Here is a 15,546-nt window from a genome sequence, read left to right as displayed (position 1 = left end):
CGATCTGATCAACAACGTGCCCGCCGCGCGTCTGTTCGACGAGATGCTCAAGCTGATGCTGTCCGGTCACGCGCTCGCCTGCCTCAAGCGCTTGCGCCACGAGGGCCTGCATCATGGCCTGCTGCCGCTGCTCGACGTCGTGCTGGAGCAGCCCACCGGCGAAAAATTCATCACCTTGGCGCTGACCAACACGGATGCCCGGGTGCGCGCCGGCAAACCGGTGTCGCCGGGCTTCCTGTTCGCCACCCTGTTGTGGCACGACGTGCAGCAGCGCTGGCAGAAATTCGAAGCCGACGGTGAATATCCGGTCCCCGCACTGCATCGCGCGATGGACGAAGTCCTCGACACGCAAACCGAGAAACTCGCGATCCACAAGCGCTTCTCGTCGGACATGCGCGAGATCTGGGGCCTGCAGTTGCGCCTCGAAAAACGTTCGGGAAGAAGCGCGCTGAAGCTGCTGGAACACCAAAGATTTAGAGCGGGGTATGATTTCCTCCTGTTGCGCTGCGAATCGGGCGAACTCGACGAGTCGGTCGGTGCGTGGTGGACGGAGTTCATCGAAGGAGACATCGCCGCGCGCGAGGCATTGCTCACGCAGGGCGGGACGGACCGAAGCCCCAGAAAACGCCGGCGGCGCAGCAGTGGCGCCAGAAAACGCAAAGCGGGCGACGGAATGGAGGGCGGCACGCCAGCCGAACGCACAGACAACGACGCGGGCCGCGACGGCGCGCACGACGACTGACGCGGCGTTCGCTGAAGCCGTCGAACGATAGTTGCAGGAAGTGATGCCATGACCGTTGCTTATCTTGGCCTCGGCGCGAATCTCGGGGACGCGCGCCAGACCCTGAAAGACGCAGTGGTGTGCCTCGCACAACAGCACACCATTACCGTGCTCGCCAAGTCGAGCCTGTATCGCACGGCCCCGATCGACGCGGGCGGTGACGACTATTTCAACTGCGTCGTCAAGATCGACACAACGCTCCCCGTGCGGCATCTGCTCGCGCTGTGCCACAAGATCGAGCATCAGTTCGGCCGGGAGCGGCCCTTTCGCAATGCACCGCGAACGCTCGATCTCGACATCCTGCTCTACGGCGATCAGTCGATCGATGAAGCCGATCTGATCGTCCCGCATCCGCGCCTCGTCGAGCGCGCATTCGCATTGGTGCCGCTCGTTGAAATCGACGCGGAGCTGATCATTCCGCTGCATGGACGTGCCGCCGCGCTGCTCGACCGTGTCAGCGCGCAGCGCATCGAAAAAGTAAAGTCGCCGTGTCAGTGCCCGATGCTCGATGCGCTGACCGGCCGATCCGCCGGCAAGGGCCGCTGCGAATGAATTCGCCGCCGCTCACGGTCACCGCGCCGCAACTGCGCCCGCCATTCGGCTATATCGCGATCGAAGGCCCGATTGGCGTCGGCAAGACCTCGCTCGCGCGGCGTCTCGCGCAACGCTGGTCGATGCAGGAGCTGTTCGAGCGCCCGCAGGAGAATCCGTTTCTCGAACGCTTTTATCGCGACACCGCGCGCTATGCGCTGCCGGTGCAGTTGCACTTCGCGCTGCAACGCGCGCAGCAGGCGCAGGAAGTCGCCGCAGCGCAGGCGAACGGCACGCCGCTGATCGCCGATTTCATGACGCAGCGAAACGACATCTTCGCGCGTCTGACCTTGCAGGAAGACGAGTGGCAGCTGTATCGCGCACTCGCCGCGCGCCTTACCGTTAGCGCGCCGGCGCCCGACTTCGTCGTCTATCTGCAGGCTAGCCCCGAGGTGCTATTCTCGCGCATCCAGAAGCGCGCGGTGCCGATGGAGCTGCAGATTTCCGATGCGTATCTGCGTGCGCTTAGCGACGCGTACAACGAATTCTTCTACCACTACGACCGCACGCCCGTGCTGACGGTCAACGCCGAACATCTGAATCCGCTCGACTCCGACGCGGACCTCGCGCTGCTCGCCGAACGCATCGAAACCATGCGCGGGCGCAAGGAGTTCTTTGTCAAAGGCACGTCGCTGTAAGCGGCGCCGCCCATGTCTTTCGCACTGGATTAACCATGACCTATTTGCAGGAAGCGAGCCGGAGCGCGATCACCGTGCCGAAACTGCAGGCGATGCGCGACGCCGGCGAAAAGATCGCGATGCTGACCTGTTACGACGCGAGCTTCGCGGCGCTGCTGGATCGCGCGGGCGTCGACGCGCTGCTGATCGGCGACTCGCTCGGCAACGTACTGCAAGGCCAGGCGACCACGCTGCCCGTATCGCTCGCCGACATCGCGTACCACACGGCGAGCGTCGCGCGGGCGCGGCCGTCGGCACTGATTCTCGCGGATCTGCCATTCGGCACTTACGGCACGCCGGAAGACGCGTTCCGCAACTCGGTCGAACTGATGCGCGCGGGCGCGCAGATGGTGAAGCTCGAAGGCGGCGAATGGCTGGCGGATACAGTGCGCTTTCTGATCGAACGCTCGATTCCGGTGTGCGCGCACGTCGGCCTGACGCCGCAGTCGGTGCATGCGTTCGGTGGCTTCAAGGTGCAAGGCAAAACGGAGGCAGCCGCGAGCCAGCTGCTGCGCGATTCGCTCGCGCTGCAGACGGCCGGCGCGCAACTGATCGTGATGGAGGCAATTCCGACGCGGCTTGCGAGCGAAGTCACGAAGCAGCTGCGTATTCCGACGATCGGGATCGGCGCGGGGCTCGACTGCTCGGGTCAGGTGCTCGTGCTGCATGACATGCTCGGGATTTTCCCGGGCAAGCGGCCGCGTTTCGTCAAGGATTTCATGCAGGGACAGCCGAACATTCAGGCGGCTGTCGAGGCTTATGTGCGGGCGGTGAAAGATGGCACGTTTCCGGGGGCTGAGCACACGTTCTGAGCGTCAGTGAAGCGCGGTGCCAACTGGGTGGTTTGCGCTCGGGGCGCCTTTGTGGGGTGCTTTTAGCGAGAGCGTTGCGTTGCGCGCTTCTGTATTACGCGCTTTTGGCATTCAGGCACTTCGTAGGCTAGCGAACAATCCGCGCCGGCAGCGCGCCACGCAACGCGTTGCAGATCAGCAGCGCCTCGGCATTCAGCACGTTGGTGTCCGTCAAAACTTTTTCCGCCGCGTTGAGCCCCATCGCGTCTTCTTCCAGCAACACGCCGCGCATCACGCCTGGCAGCACGCCTGACCTCAGCGGCGGCGTCCACCATTGTCCCGCCAGCTTCACGAACACGTTCGACCGGCCGCCTTCGGTCAGCTCACCCCGTTCGTTGAAGAACAGCATGTCGAAAGCGCCCTTCGCTTCGGCTTCGCGCCAGCCACGATCATAGTCGGCGCGGCGTGTGGTCTTGTGCTGTAGCAGCGGATCAGCCGCCTGCGTCGACGCGAAGCCTTGCTGTGAGCCGAGCAGCACGCCAACAGACGCTTGCGCCAACGGCGTCAGCACCGCGGCGGTGATCTGCGCATTGCCGTTCTTACCGAGCGCGAGCCGCACTCGATACGGCGTTTCGGCCGCCATCGATGCGCACTGCGCGGCGAGTTGCTCGCTGATGCGCGGCTCGTCGAAATCGAACCCGAACGTCGCTGCGCTCGACGACAAACGCCGCAGATGACGCGCCAGATGCCGCACGCCGGTTTCCCGCGTCGCGTACATCGTTTCGAACAGATCGAAGCCCGGCTCGGCGCCGGTCAGGAAACGGGCTTTCAATCGACACTCCGCGTATTCGTCGGCGGCCACGCTATCGAGCACGATGCCCGCGCCCACGCCCATGGTGCCGCGCAGACTCGCGGTGCCGCCTGGTTGGGCGGCGAGGGTCAAGGTACGGATCGCGACCGACAGACAGAAGTCGCCGCAACGCGAAACCTTAGCCGGGGCGATGGCGGTGCGACGATCGTCGGCCTGCGCCGGCATCGCTTCAACGCTCGGCCGAGCCGCCACCGCGCTCTCACCCTCTGCCGCATCGAGCCACCCAATCGCACCGGTATAAAGCCTGCGCGGCGTACTTTCGAGTTCATCGATCAGTTGCATCGTGCGATGCTTCGGCGCGCCGGTAATCGAGCCGCACGGGAACAATGCACGCAAGACCCCGGCGAAGGACGTGCCGCCCACCAACGTTGCCTCCACCGTCGACGTCATCTGCCAGACCGACGTGTATGGCTCGACAGAAAACAGCGCCGGCACCTTCACCGAGCCAATCCGCGCGACGCGCGACAAGTCGTTGCGCAACAGATCGACGATCATCACGTTCTCCGCCCGATTCTTCGGATCGTTGGCGAGGAATTCCGCGCTCTGCTGATCCGCGGCGCGATCGTCGGAGCGTGGGGCCGTGCCTTTCATCGGCCGCGCGCGCAGTGTATCGCCCTGCTTCTCGATGAACAGCTCCGGCGAACACGACAGCACCCAGCCGTCACCCGGCAACGCGATGAGCGCGCCGAACGGCACCGGCTGACGCGCACGCAGCCGCCGATAGAACGCCACCGGCGGGCCAAACACGTCGAAGCCGAGCCGGTACGTGTAGTTGACCTGGTAGGAATCGCCCGCGCGCAGGGCCGCGTGAACCGCATCGATCGCCGCGTCGAACTGCGCGCGATCGACGCTCGCGCGCACGTTAGCCGTGCCCGCGACTGAAGGCTCGAGCGCGCCGTTATCGCGCGCCATCAGCCATGCGTCGACCTCGTCGCGCGCGAGCTTCGCGCAGCGTTCGAACAATAAAAAACGCAGCGTGGCATGACCACGCTGCGTTCCGGAAGACGTGCGCGCATCGAGACCAACGAGCGCGCGGCCAAATTCATAGTCGGCCAGCACCACGGCGTGCCGGCCGTTGCGGGTATCGGCCGCGACGCTGTCGCACACGGCTTCGAGCTGCGTCGCGTCCGCACAGACCCGCTCGTGCACGAACTCCGTGTACAAGCGGCTTGACCGGCGCGCCGCCGTTGCACCGCAATCGTCGAGCAGCGCGAATACCGCGCCGCGTCTGTCCACCGTCATGCGGACCGCCAAATCAGATCAATCGAAGAAGCTCTTCACACGATCGAACCAGCTCTTGCTTTGCGGGCTATGCCGCGCACCGCCTTCCACGAGCGCCTTTTCGAACTGCTTGAGCAGATCGCGCTGCGTCTCGGTGAGCTTGACCGGCGTCTCCACCTGCACATGCACGTACAGATCGCCCGCGATGCTCGAACGCAGCCCCTTGATGCCCTTGCCGCGCAGACGGAACGTCTTGCCCGATTGCGTGCCCTCGGGCACCGTAAAGCTCGCGCGGCCGGCGAGCGTCGGTACTTCGATTTCGCCGCCGAGCGCCGCGGTGGTGAACGGAATCGGCATCTGGCAATGCAGATCGTCGCCGTCGCGCTCGAACACCGCGTGTTGCTTGATGTGAATCTCGACGTACAGATCACCCGACGGACCGCCGTTGATGCCCGGCTCGCCGTTGCCGGCGGAGCGGATGCGCATGCCGTCGTCGATACCGGCCGGGATCTTCACTTCGAGGGTCTTGGTTTCCTTTACCTTGCCTGCGCCATGGCAGTGGCTGCACGGCTCCGGGATATAGGTGCCGGTGCCGTGGCACTTCGGGCAAGTCTGCTGAATGCTGAAGAAGCCCTGCGACATGCGCACCGAACCCGAACCGCTACAGGTTGGGCAGGTCTCCGGCTTGGTGCCGGGCTTCGCGCCCGAACCATGACAGACTTCGCACGAGACCCAGCTCGGCACGCGAATCTGCGTATCGTAACCATGCGCGGCCTGCTCGAGCGTGATTTCCATGCTGTAGCGCAGATCGGCGCCACGATAGACCTGCGGACCAGCCCGGCCGCCGCCGCCGCGCGCACCGCCCGCCGCCTGGCCGAAGATGTCGCCGAAGATGTCACCGAATGCATCGGCGAAGCCACCGAAGCCCTGCGCGCCGGCTCCGCCCATGTTCGGATCGACGCCCGCATGACCGTACTGATCGTACGCGGCACGCTTTTGCGAGTCCGACAGCATTTCATAGGCTTCCTTCACCTCCTTGAAATGCTCTTCCGCATCCTTGTTGCCCGGATTGCGGTCGGGGTGGTGCTTCATCGCGAGCTTGCGATAAGCCTTCTTGATTTCGTCGTCGCTTGCGTTCTTTGCGACGCCCAGAACCTCGTAGTAATCCCGTTTCGCCATATCGGTTCAACGCCACCGCGCGATACAACGCAGTAGCTCCTTGTGAATGCTGTGGAGTCTCACGACTCGTCCGGCCGCCGTTTGCGCCGCGCTTGCGCACGGTTTCAAACAACGCCCTCCATAAAACAAATGTGCCCGGAGAGCCCAAAAGGCTCGCCAGGCGCGAAAACCGCTGTTGCACTCAAGGCGCCCCGCAGGGGACGCCGTTCTTGTGCCGCCGGGCCGCGCACATTGCTGTACGCGGCTTTACGGTCGGATGACGACCTGGCTTTAGTCTTTCTTCACTTCCTTGAAGTCAGCGTCGACCACGTCGTCGGCCTGCTGGCTCGCGCCCGCCGATGCACCCGCGCCTGCCGTACCCGCAGCACCTGCTGCCGCTGCTTCGGCACCTTGCGCAGCCTGCATGTCGGCGTACATCTTCTCGCCCATCTTCTGCGAGGCAGTAGCCACCGCTTCGATCTTGGCTTCGATCGCAGCCTTGTCGCTCGACGTGCTCTTCAGCGCATCTTCAAGGTCCTTCAACGCAGCTTCGATCTTTTCCTTCTCGCCAGCTTCGAGCTTGTCGCCGTACTCGGTCAGCGCCTTCTTCGTGCTGTGGACGAGCGCGTCACCCTGATTGCGGGCATCGGCCAGCTCACGCAGCTTGTGATCTTCTTCCGCGTTCGCTTCGGCGTCCTTCACCATCTTCTCGATTTCGGCTTCGGACAGACCCGAGTTCGCCTTGATCGTGATGCGGTTTTCCTTGCCAGTCGCCTTGTCCTTCGCGCCGACGTGCAGAATGCCGTTCGCGTCGATGTCGAAACTCACTTCGATCTGCGGCACGCCGCGCGGTGCCGGCGGAATGCCTTCGAGGTTGAATTCGCCGAGCAGCTTGTTGCCCGCTGCCATTTCGCGTTCACCCTGGAACACCTTGATCGTCACGGCGTTCTGATTGTCGTCAGCCGTCGAGTAGACCTGCGCATGCTTGGTCGGGATCGTGGTGTTCTTCTTGATCATCTTCGTCATCACGCCGCCGAGCGTTTCGATGCCGAGCGACAGCGGGGTGACGTCGAGCAGCAGCACGTCCTTGCGGTCGCCGGACAGAACCTGGCCCTGAATCGCGGCACCGACGGCCACGGCTTCGTCCGGGTTCACGTCGCGGCGCGGATCCTTGCCGAAGAACTCCTTGACCTTTTCCTGCACCTTCGGCATACGAGTCATGCCGCCGACCAGGATCACGTCGTCGATTTCGCCGACCTTCACGCCCGCGTCCTTGATTGCGACGCGGCACGGCTCGATCGTGCGCTCGATCAGCTCTTCAACCAGCGCTTCCAGCTTGGCGCGCGTGATTTTCAGGTTCAGGTGCTTCGGACCCGACGCGTCCGCCGTGATGTACGGCAGGTTGATTTCGGTTTGCTGGCTCGACGACAGCTCGATCTTCGCCTTTTCAGCCGATTCCTTCAGGCGCTGCAGCGCGAGCACGTCTTTCGACAGATCGACGCCCTGCTCCTTCTTGAACTCGCCGATGATGTAGTCGATGATGCGCTGGTCGAAGTCTTCACCGCCGAGGAACGTGTCGCCGTTGGTGGACAGCACTTCGAACTGCATTTCACCGTCGACGTCGGCGATTTCGATGATCGACACGTCGAACGTACCGCCGCCCAGGTCGTACACCGCGATCTTGCGGTCGCCCTTTTCAGCCTTGTCGAGACCGAACGCGAGAGCCGCGGCAGTCGGCTCGTTGATGATGCGCTTGACTTCCAGGCCGGCGATGCGGCCGGCGTCCTTGGTGGCCTGACGCTGGCTGTCGTTGAAGTACGCGGGAACCGTGATCACAGCTTCCGTGACCGGCTCGCCGAGGTAATCTTCAGCGGTCTTCTTCATCTTGCGCAGCACTTCCGCGGAAATCTGCGGCGGCGCCAGCTTTTGTTCCCGCACTTCGACCCATGCATCGCCGTTGTCGGCTTTCATGATCTTGTACGGCATCAAGCCGATGTCCTTCTGCACTTCCTTTTCTTCGAAGCGGCGGCCGATCAGGCGCTTGACCGCATACAGCGTGTTCTTCGGGTTGGTGACCGACTGACGCTTGGCAGGTGCGCCAACGAGAATCTCGTTGTCTTCCATGTAAGCGATGATCGACGGCGTGGTGCGCGCGCCTTCCGAGTTCTCGATTACCTTGACCGAGTTGCCTTCCATGACCGCCACGCACGAGTTGGTCGTGCCGAGGTCGATGCCGATGATTTTGCCCATTTACTAATCTCCTGACTTTGATCGCTGCGGAAAACGCCCGGTTGACCCATCTGGCGGCGGGACGATCCGCTCTGAATTCATACCTGCACTCAAAATAAGTGCGGCCACATCGTTTTCAAGACCTTTATTGCGATGCGGTCTTTAATTTTTTTGAATCGGGTGGCGGCCGTTCCCGGCCCGCTCCGTCAGCCTCTGCGGCAGCCGCCGCATGACGCGCGGCAAGTGCCTGAATCCACTCGACCTTTGCTGCCACCAGCCGGCCGGCGCTTCCAGCTGCGTGAAGGCCGCAAGAGACAGACAGAACAGTTGCCCGACGTGCGTGAACTTACTTGGGCGCCGCAACGGTCACCAGCGCGGGACGCAGCACCCGATCGGCGATCACAAAGCCTTTTTGCAGCACCGCGACGACGGTGTTCGGCTCCTGGTCGGCCGGCACCATCGAGATCGCCTGATGGCGATGCGGATCGAACTTTTCGCCTACTGGGTTGAGCGCGACGACGCGGCCCTTTTCGAGCGCGCCGTTCAACTGACGCAGCGTGAGTTCGACGCCTTCGCGGACCTTCTGCAGGTCGTCGGACGAGTGGGCGACGGCTGCCTCGAGACTGTCGACCACCGGCAACAGATGCTCGGCGAAGTTCTCGATCGCAAACTTATGCGCCTTCGCGACGTCTTCCTGAGCGCGCCGGCGCACGTTTTCGGTCTCGGCCTTCGCGCGCAGGAAGCTTTCCTGCAACTCGGCGATCTTCGTCTGAGCGTCGGCCAGCGCCTGCTCGGCTAACGCCTGCGTCGGTTCCGCGGCGCCTGCTGCCGGATCCTGCTGGGCGGCCTCCGCGGCCTGGCGCGCGGCTTCGTCGGCGGGCGTGGGGTTCTGGCTCGTCGGGTTCTCTTGCGTGTTTTCCATGTCGCTGAAAGTCGTTAAAAGGTGAAAGCCAACGGTAGTGCAGTCATATGACGCGTACCGCGATTCGTGCGTTGCCCAATCGCGACAAGCGCCGTTGCGCGCCACCGGATATCGTTCCCGTAGATGGGGCCGGAAAGAACTGTTTCAAGCGGCTTTTCGGTTCTTTCGCACCAACGGCGTGCAAGCGAAACGCGCCGTAACAACGATTCGCATCGCGCGATCAGATAGAGATTGAGTGCGCTCAACAAGTGGCCTATCCTCCATTCATACCTCGGAAAAGCCGCGTTAACCCTGATCTGACGTAAGCCTTACTGGCACCTGACAGTTGTGCCGACTTAGCCCTTTTCAATCCATGCTCCGAAGGGGAGAACCGTGAAACTGACCATTGCAATCGGGGTGCTCGCATTGGTAGTGATCGCGGGCACCACGACCATCTGCATGTCCGGGGCGGTCAACGACCGCACCACCGAATATGGCGGCGCACGCGCCACCATGGAACAGTTTCTCAATCCCCACCTGAAAATCTGTCGATAGTGCGCCGGTCCCGCTTGGTCGGTCGCCCGTGCAGCGTGGCGGCCGGCTCGCGGTAGACCCGGCGCCGCTCCTGCTCGACCTGCCGCTTCGACCTGCTCTCCGCGGTTTCCGCGTAAAGCGTCTGCGCGACGCTGGCCGGCCCGCGCACGTCGCACACGCCAAGCACTTGCACCTGCCACACGATACTTTCAATCTGGATCTCGACGAGGTCGCCGACGCGCACGTCCTTGGCCGGCTTGACAGCCGCGCCGCCGATGCGCACGCGTCCCTTGTCGAGCGCGTCCGCGGCGAGCGAACGCGTCTTGAAAAAACGCGCGGCCCACAGCCATTTGTCGATGCGCAGCTTCGCGCCCGGTTCGGTTGAAACGTGGTAGTTCATGGGTGTTTCAAGCTCCCGCCGTATGCGGTACCGGCACTGCCTGCACCGGCCAGCCCTGCAGATGCTGCGCGACGATTTCTCCCAGCGCGGCAATCCATGGGTGCGACACGTTCAGGCAAGGGATACGGTGAAACTCCTTGCCGCCCGCGTGCAAGAACTCGTCGCGCACTTCCATGCCGATTTCCTCGATCGTCTCAAGACAATCGGCGGTAAAGCCCGGGCAAAACACATCTGCGCGCCGCACCCCGGCGGCGCCGAGTTCCTTCAGCGTGGGCGCCGTGTACGGTTGCAGCCATTCGGCCTTGCCGAAGCGCGACTGGAAGGTGATGCGGCATTCCACGGGCGTCAGTTCGAGCGCCTGCATCAGCAGCGTGCCGGTCTGCTGGCATTGCTCGTGGTACGGATCGCCGAGGTCGAGCATGCGCTTGGGCACGCCGTGAAAACTGAGCACCAGTTTGTCGCCCGCCGCGAAGTCGGGACGGCCGTGCTGATGCCAATATTGATGAACTTGCGCGGCGAGCGCCGCGAGATAGGCGGGATGATCGGCGTACTGGCGCACCGTGCGGATTTCCGGCTGGTTGCGCATGCGCTTCAGTGCGGAAAAGGCAGCATCGAAAGCGGTCGCGGTGGTCGATGACGAATACTGCGGGTACATCGGCATCAGCAGCACGCGCTCGACGCCCGCGAGCTTCAACTGATTCAGCATGGCGGGGATACCGGGCGTTCCGTAACGCATCGCGTAGTCGACGAGCACCGTGTAGTCGTTCAGTTGCAGCAAATGGCGCAAGCCCTCGACCTGCTTTTCCGTATTCACGCGCAGCGGCGAGCCCTCGGGCATCCAGACCGCCGCGTATTTCTTCGCGGAACTGCGGCCGCGAAACGGCAAAATCAGCAGACGCAAAATAATCTGCCAAAGCAGCGCCGGAATTTCGACCACCCGTGGATCGGACAGAAATTGCCCGAGATAACGGCGCACCGCGCGCGGCGTCGGCGCGTCGGGCGTGCCGAGATTGATCAGCAGCACGGCGACGCGATGCGACGTAGCGTTCTGTGAGGGCCGCTCGAGATCGAAGCGCATAGGCAACAGACGTAACCGCTTCACGCGGCGAGTCGATTCAATGGAGATTCATTATAGCGGCGCGGATTGCGCGCGGCCCTGCGCGTGGGCCTGGCCATTCGGACGATTGGCAGACCCCCGGCGTTCGCGCATCATTGCCGGCACGGCCTGTCGTCACGGCAACGCCGAGTGAAGCCAAGGGTGACTTATTGTTGACTGAGCGTGATGGAAAGCAGCCGCGCGGTGATATCGACGATCGGGATCACGCGGTTGTAGGCCATGCGCGTCGGCCCGATCACGCCGAGCGTGCCGACGAATTTGCCGTTCACCTCGTAGGGCGCGGTCACGACGCTCATTTCTTCGATCGGCACGAGATTCGATTCGCCACCGATGAAGATTTGCACGCCAGCCGCGTGGCTCGACACGTCGAGCAACTGGAGCAAGCTGGTTTTCTCGTCGAACACGTCGAACAGCTTGCGCAGGCGCGCCATGTCCGACGAAAGATCGGCGACTTCGAGCAGATTGCGCTCACCGGAAATCAGCACGGTCTCGCCGGTGTCGGATTCGTCGGTGCTCGCGGTGACAGCCGCATGCATCAGCGAAGTCATGTCGCCGCGCAACTCGTCGATTTCCTCACGCAGGCGGCGGCGCACTTCGTCGAACGAAAGACCGGCGAAGTGCGCGTTGATGTAATTGGAGGCTTCAACGAGTTGCGACGGCGAGAAATCGCGTTGCGTCGCGAGGATACGGTTCTGCACGTCGCCCTCGGGCGTCACGATGATCAGCAGGATGCGCTTGTCGGACAGGCGCATGAACTCGATCTGCTTGAACACGTGGCTGCGGCGCGGCGTGAGCACCACGCCGGCGAACTGCGACAGGTTGGACAGCACGCTCGCCGCGGCCGCGACGATTTTCTGCGGCTCGCCCGCCTGCAGCGTGGTTTTGACGACGCGCATCACCGCTTCCTCGTCCGCGGCCGATTCGACGGTCAGCATGGTGTCGACGAAGAGCCGGTAGCCGCGCGGCGTCGGAATGCGCCCCGCCGACGTATGCGGACTGATCACGAGCCCGAGGTCCTCGAGGTCGGACATCACGTTGCGGATCGTCGCCGGGCTCAGTTCGAGGCCCGAATACCGCGACAGCGTGCGCGAGCCGACCGGCTGACCTTCGGCGATGTAGCGCTCGATCAGCGTTTTGAGGAGGGTTTGTGCGCGAGGATCTAGCATGGCGAAAAATTTTAGCTCAATGGCATGGCTACCGCGAGCGCCTGCGGCGCCCATCCCGAACGCATGCGCCGCGGCCTGGCCGCCACGCGGTGCGGGTCCGCCCGGATGCGGCATCGAGCACGCGCTCCGCTGCAGCCTCACACTCTAACCCGCACATATGTCATCAGGTCTTCACCATTCTAACGATAATCGCGACACGCGCCGAAGGTCCGCGCGCACCGGCCCGCGACAGGGTTGCCCGGCGGTTCTTTTCAGGCCCTACCTATGGTGTAATGCCGGCATGCAAGTGACCAGCCAGTTCAAGACCGTCGCGCTCGTCGGGCGCAGCAACACGCCAGGCATCGGTGAGCCGCTGACCGCGCTCGCCGCGTGCATCGCGAAGCTCGGGCTCGAAGTCGTGTTCGAGGCGGAGACCGCCGCTGAAATCGGCGTAACCCTGTACCCGGCGCTGCGGCCGGCCGAGATCGGCGCACGCGCCGACGTCGCCGTGGTGCTCGGCGGCGACGGCACGATGCTCGGCATCGGCCGCCAGCTCGCGCCGTACCGCACGCCGTTGATCGGCATCAACCACGGCCGGCTCGGTTTCATCACGGATATTCCGATCTCGGATATGCGCGAGATCGTGCCGCAGATGCTGTCCGGAAAATTCGAGCGCGAAGAGCGCGTGCTGCTCGAAGCGCGCATCGTGCGCGACGGCACGCCGATCTACCATGCGCTCGCCTTCAACGACGTGGTGGTCAACCGCAGCGGCTTCTCCGGCATGGCGGAGCTGCGCGTGTCGGTGGACGGGCGCTTCATGTACAACCAGCGCTCGGACGGTCTGATCGTCGCCACGCCGACCGGCTCGACGGCCTACGCGCTGTCGTCGCAAGGGCCGATTCTGCATCCGCAGTTGCAAGGCTTCGTGCTCGTGCCGATCGCGCCGCATGCGCTGTCGAACCGGCCGATCGTGCTGCCGGACGATTCGAAGGTCGGCATTCAGATCGTCTCCGGGCGCGAAGTGAACGTCAATTTCGACATGCAGTCGTTCACGTCGCTGGAACGGGGCGACACGATCGAGGTGCGTCGCTCGCGCCACACGGTGCCGATGCTGCATCCGGTCGGCTATAGCTATTACGCGACGCTGCGCAAGAAACTGCACTGGAATGAATACCCGTCGCATGAAGAAGACACGAGGCCAGACGCCCGGCCGTAACCGGCGCAGCCCGCTCGAACCCGCGCGCCGCCGCGCCCGCCACCCGAATCTCACGCTCACCCGACGACTTCCATGCTTCGCCACCTCTCGATACGCGACTTCGTCATCGTCGCCGCGCTCGACCTCGAATTCGACAGCGGCTTCACCGTTTTCTCGGGCGAAACCGGCGCCGGCAAGTCGATCCTGATCGACGCGCTGGCGCTCGCGCTTGGCTCACGCGCCGATGCAAGCGTCGTGCGCACCGGCGAGAGCCGCGCCGACATCACCGCCGAATTCGACACGCACGAGCAGGTCGATGCATGGCTCGACGCGCAGGCGCTCGGCGCGGCCGACGACGGCCAGCACGGCGGAACCGTGATGCTGCGGCGGGTGATCGACGCGAACGGCCGCTCGCGCGCGTTCATCAACGGCACTGCGGCGACGCTCGCGCAGTTGCGCGAGGTCGGTGAAATGCTCGTCGATATCCACGGCCAGCACGCGCACCAGTTGCTGATGCGCCCGGACGCGCAGCGCGAATTGTTCGACACCCATGCGGGCCTGTCGGAGAGCGCCGCGTCGGTCAGCCGTGCATGGCGCGCGTGGCGCGACAAGGCCCAGGCGGTCGAGCTTGCGCAGACGCGCGATCGCGAACTGCAACTCGAGCGCGAACGGCTCGCCTGGCAGCTCGCCGAGCTCGATAAACTTGCGCCGCAGCCGGGCGAATGGGAAGAGGTCAACGCGGAGCACAAGCGGCTGTCGCACTCGGCCAATCTGATCGACGGCGTGCAAGGCGCGCTTGGCGCACTGTCGGAATCGGACGAGGCGATGATCACGCATCTCGCTTCGATCGTCTCGAAGATGCGCGACCTCGCGGAAATCGACCCAGCGCTAAACGACGTACTGGCCGCGCTCGAACCGGCCGAAATCCAGTTGCAGGAAGCCGCGTATTCGCTCAGCCACTACGCGCAGAAACTCGAACTCGACCCGGACCGTCTCGCGCAGGTCGAAAAGCGTCTCGAGGCGCTGCACTCGGCCGCCCGCAAATTCCGCCTGCAGCCTGAGACATTGCCGGAAGAACACGAAGTGCGGCGTGCGCAGCTGGCCGCGCTCGATGCGGCCGCCGACCTCGACAGCCTGCGCGCGGCCGAGGCAAAAGCGAAGGAAGCGTTTGTCGCCGAGGCGAAAAAACTGTCGAAAGCACGCGCCAAAGCGGGCAACGCGCTCGGCCACGCAGTCACGACCGGCATGCAGGAACTGTCGATGAAAGGCGGCAGCTTCGAAGTGGCGCTGGTGCCGCTGCCCGAAGGCGGCGCGCACGGGCTCGAGCAGATCGAATTTCGCGTCGCCGGTCACGCCGGCGTGCCGTTGCGGCCGCTCGCGAAGGTCGCCTCAGGCGGGGAACTGGCGCGGATCAGTCTCGCATTGGCGGTCATTGCAAGCGCCGCGAGTCCCATCCCAACCCTCATCTTCGACGAAGTGGACACGGGGATCGGCGGCGGCGTCGCCGAAGTGGTCGGGCGGCTCTTGCATCAGCTCGGCGAAGCGCGCCAGGTGCTCTGCGTGACGCACTTGCCGCAGGTCGCCGCGCGTGGCGACCACCACTTCCAGGTGGCCAAAGCGGGCAACGGCAAGGGCGGCACGGTGAGCAGCGTCGTTTCTCTCGACAAGGCGAGCCGCGTGGAAGAAGTAGCGCGCATGCTCGGCGGTCTGGAGATCACGTCGACCACCCGCAAGCACGCGAAGGAAATGCTGGCAGCCTAGCTGTTGTGCGCTGGCCGGGTTGTTGGCCGACAGCGGAGGGTGCAAGCGCACGCCGTCGGCAACGGCGCAGCACGAGACAGCCGGGCAGCGCACCGCGCACGGCGAAACGGCGCAAACGCCGCAAACGCGTGCGCAGCGCAATATCCGCAGCCCGCACGCCACCACAGCGCGTCC

General features: G+C 64.0%; 13 protein-coding genes and 1 pseudogene. 7 read left to right on the top strand and 7 right to left on the bottom strand.

The genetic code is table 11. The features are described from left to right. The 4 genes and pseudogenes from VGH68_RS06175 to panB form a co-directional block, all read left to right on the top strand. Positions 1 to 742: pseudogene (locus tag VGH68_RS06175) on the top strand (polynucleotide adenylyltransferase PcnB); the annotation flags it as partial. Between the two features lie 48 nt (positions 743 to 790). Continuing rightward, the gene (gene folK / locus VGH68_RS06170) at positions 791 to 1,333 is read left to right on the top strand and encodes a 2-amino-4-hydroxy-6-hydroxymethyldihydropteridine diphosphokinase (RefSeq protein ID WP_331602651.1); all 543 of its coding nucleotides are present in this window, start codon (positions 791 to 793) and stop codon (positions 1,331 to 1,333) included. Continuing rightward, positions 1,330 to 2,010, top strand: coding sequence for a deoxynucleoside kinase (locus VGH68_RS06165; RefSeq protein WP_331602650.1), 681 nt, complete (start codon positions 1,330 to 1,332; stop codon positions 2,008 to 2,010). Before folK ends, VGH68_RS06165 begins: the two co-directional genes overlap by 4 nt. Before the next feature lie 35 nt (positions 2,011 to 2,045). Further along, the gene (gene panB / locus VGH68_RS06160) at positions 2,046 to 2,861 is read left to right on the top strand and encodes a 3-methyl-2-oxobutanoate hydroxymethyltransferase (RefSeq protein ID WP_331602649.1); all 816 of its coding nucleotides are present in this window, start codon (positions 2,046 to 2,048) and stop codon (positions 2,859 to 2,861) included. A 127-nt stretch (positions 2,862 to 2,988) separates the two neighbouring features. On the opposite strand, the gene VGH68_RS06155 is transcribed toward panB, so the two are convergent. From VGH68_RS06155 to grpE, 4 genes are all read right to left on the bottom strand, one after another. Beyond that, complete coding sequence (locus VGH68_RS06155; RefSeq protein ID WP_331602648.1) at positions 2,989 to 4,953, bottom strand: bifunctional anthranilate synthase component I family protein/class IV aminotransferase; 1,965 nt, start codon at positions 4,951 to 4,953, stop codon at positions 2,989 to 2,991. A gap of 18 nt (positions 4,954 to 4,971) precedes the next feature. After that, positions 4,972 to 6,111: a molecular chaperone DnaJ gene (dnaJ, locus tag VGH68_RS06150; RefSeq protein WP_331602647.1), complete on the bottom strand. Its 1,140-nt coding sequence runs from the start codon at positions 6,109 to 6,111 to the stop codon at positions 4,972 to 4,974. Between the two features lie 270 nt (positions 6,112 to 6,381). Then, on the bottom strand, positions 6,382 to 8,340 hold the full coding sequence (dnaK, locus tag VGH68_RS06145) for a molecular chaperone DnaK (protein ID WP_331602646.1): 1,959 nt from the start codon (positions 8,338 to 8,340) through the stop codon (positions 6,382 to 6,384). A gap of 325 nt (positions 8,341 to 8,665) precedes the next feature. Beyond that, a complete protein-coding gene (gene grpE, locus VGH68_RS06140) occupies positions 8,666 to 9,241 on the bottom strand; it encodes a nucleotide exchange factor GrpE (protein ID WP_331602645.1) in 576 nt (191 codons plus the stop codon). Positions 9,242 to 9,613: 372 nt separating this feature from the next. On the opposite strand from grpE, the gene VGH68_RS06135 reads away from it, so the two are divergent. Continuing rightward, positions 9,614 to 9,775 (top strand): hypothetical protein, encoded by a 162-nt coding sequence (locus tag VGH68_RS06135; protein WP_331602644.1) that lies wholly within the window; start codon positions 9,614 to 9,616, stop codon positions 9,773 to 9,775. On the opposite strand, the gene VGH68_RS06130 is transcribed toward VGH68_RS06135, so the two are convergent. The 3 genes from VGH68_RS06130 to hrcA form a co-directional block, all read right to left on the bottom strand. Next, a complete protein-coding gene (locus tag VGH68_RS06130; protein ID WP_331602643.1) occupies positions 9,747 to 10,154 on the bottom strand; it encodes an RNA-binding S4 domain-containing protein in 408 nt (135 codons plus the stop codon). The two genes, VGH68_RS06135 and VGH68_RS06130, sit on opposite strands and share 29 nt — an antisense overlap. A gap of 7 nt (positions 10,155 to 10,161) precedes the next feature. Beyond that, positions 10,162 to 11,232, bottom strand: a complete 1,071-nt coding sequence (gene hemH, locus VGH68_RS06125) for a ferrochelatase (protein ID WP_331602652.1) — start codon at positions 11,230 to 11,232, stop codon at positions 10,162 to 10,164. A gap of 185 nt (positions 11,233 to 11,417) precedes the next feature. Then, complete coding sequence (hrcA, locus tag VGH68_RS06120; RefSeq protein ID WP_331602642.1) at positions 11,418 to 12,437, bottom strand: heat-inducible transcriptional repressor HrcA; 1,020 nt, start codon at positions 12,435 to 12,437, stop codon at positions 11,418 to 11,420. Positions 12,438 to 12,717: 280 nt separating this feature from the next. Here hrcA and VGH68_RS06115 point away from each other — a divergent pair, with 280 nt between their 5' ends. Both VGH68_RS06115 and recN read left to right on the top strand, forming a co-directional pair. Further along, complete coding sequence (locus VGH68_RS06115) at positions 12,718 to 13,632, top strand: NAD kinase (RefSeq protein ID WP_331602641.1); 915 nt, start codon at positions 12,718 to 12,720, stop codon at positions 13,630 to 13,632. 72 nt (positions 13,633 to 13,704) lie between these two features. Further along, on the top strand, positions 13,705 to 15,372 hold the full coding sequence (recN, locus tag VGH68_RS06110) for a DNA repair protein RecN (protein WP_331602640.1): 1,668 nt from the start codon (positions 13,705 to 13,707) through the stop codon (positions 15,370 to 15,372). Positions 15,373 to 15,546 lie beyond the last annotated feature (174 nt).

Origin of the sequence: Paraburkholderia sp. (assembly GCF_036488505.1) — a bacterium.
In the GTDB taxonomy this organism is placed as follows: Bacteria; Pseudomonadota; Gammaproteobacteria; order Burkholderiales; family Burkholderiaceae; genus Paraburkholderia.
This window is presented reverse-complemented; position numbering and strand designations above follow the sequence as displayed.

Excerpts from the sequence above, each read along its gene's own strand:
- VGH68_RS06165 (WP_331602650.1), top strand. The coding sequence starts at position 1,330 with ATGAATTCGCCGCCGCTCACGGTCACCGCGCCGCAACTGCGCCCGCCA.
- grpE (WP_331602645.1), bottom strand. The coding sequence starts at position 9,241 with ATGGAAAACACGCAAGAGAACCCGACGAGCCAGAACCCCACGCCCGCC.
- dnaK (WP_331602646.1), bottom strand. The coding sequence starts at position 8,340 with ATGGGCAAAATCATCGGCATCGACCTCGGCACGACCAACTCGTGCGTG.
- VGH68_RS06115 (WP_331602641.1), top strand. The coding sequence starts at position 12,718 with ATGCAAGTGACCAGCCAGTTCAAGACCGTCGCGCTCGTCGGGCGCAGC.
- folK (WP_331602651.1), top strand. The coding sequence starts at position 791 with ATGACCGTTGCTTATCTTGGCCTCGGCGCGAATCTCGGGGACGCGCGC.
- dnaJ (WP_331602647.1), bottom strand. The coding sequence starts at position 6,111 with ATGGCGAAACGGGATTACTACGAGGTTCTGGGCGTCGCAAAGAACGCA.
- panB (WP_331602649.1), top strand. The coding sequence starts at position 2,046 with ATGACCTATTTGCAGGAAGCGAGCCGGAGCGCGATCACCGTGCCGAAA.
- recN (WP_331602640.1), top strand. The coding sequence starts at position 13,705 with ATGCTTCGCCACCTCTCGATACGCGACTTCGTCATCGTCGCCGCGCTC.
- hrcA (WP_331602642.1), bottom strand. The coding sequence starts at position 12,437 with ATGCTAGATCCTCGCGCACAAACCCTCCTCAAAACGCTGATCGAGCGC.
- hemH (WP_331602652.1), bottom strand. The coding sequence starts at position 11,232 with ATGCGCTTCGATCTCGAGCGGCCCTCACAGAACGCTACGTCGCATCGC.
- VGH68_RS06155 (WP_331602648.1), bottom strand. The coding sequence starts at position 4,953 with ATGACGGTGGACAGACGCGGCGCGGTATTCGCGCTGCTCGACGATTGC.
- VGH68_RS06130 (WP_331602643.1), bottom strand. The coding sequence starts at position 10,154 with ATGAACTACCACGTTTCAACCGAACCGGGCGCGAAGCTGCGCATCGAC.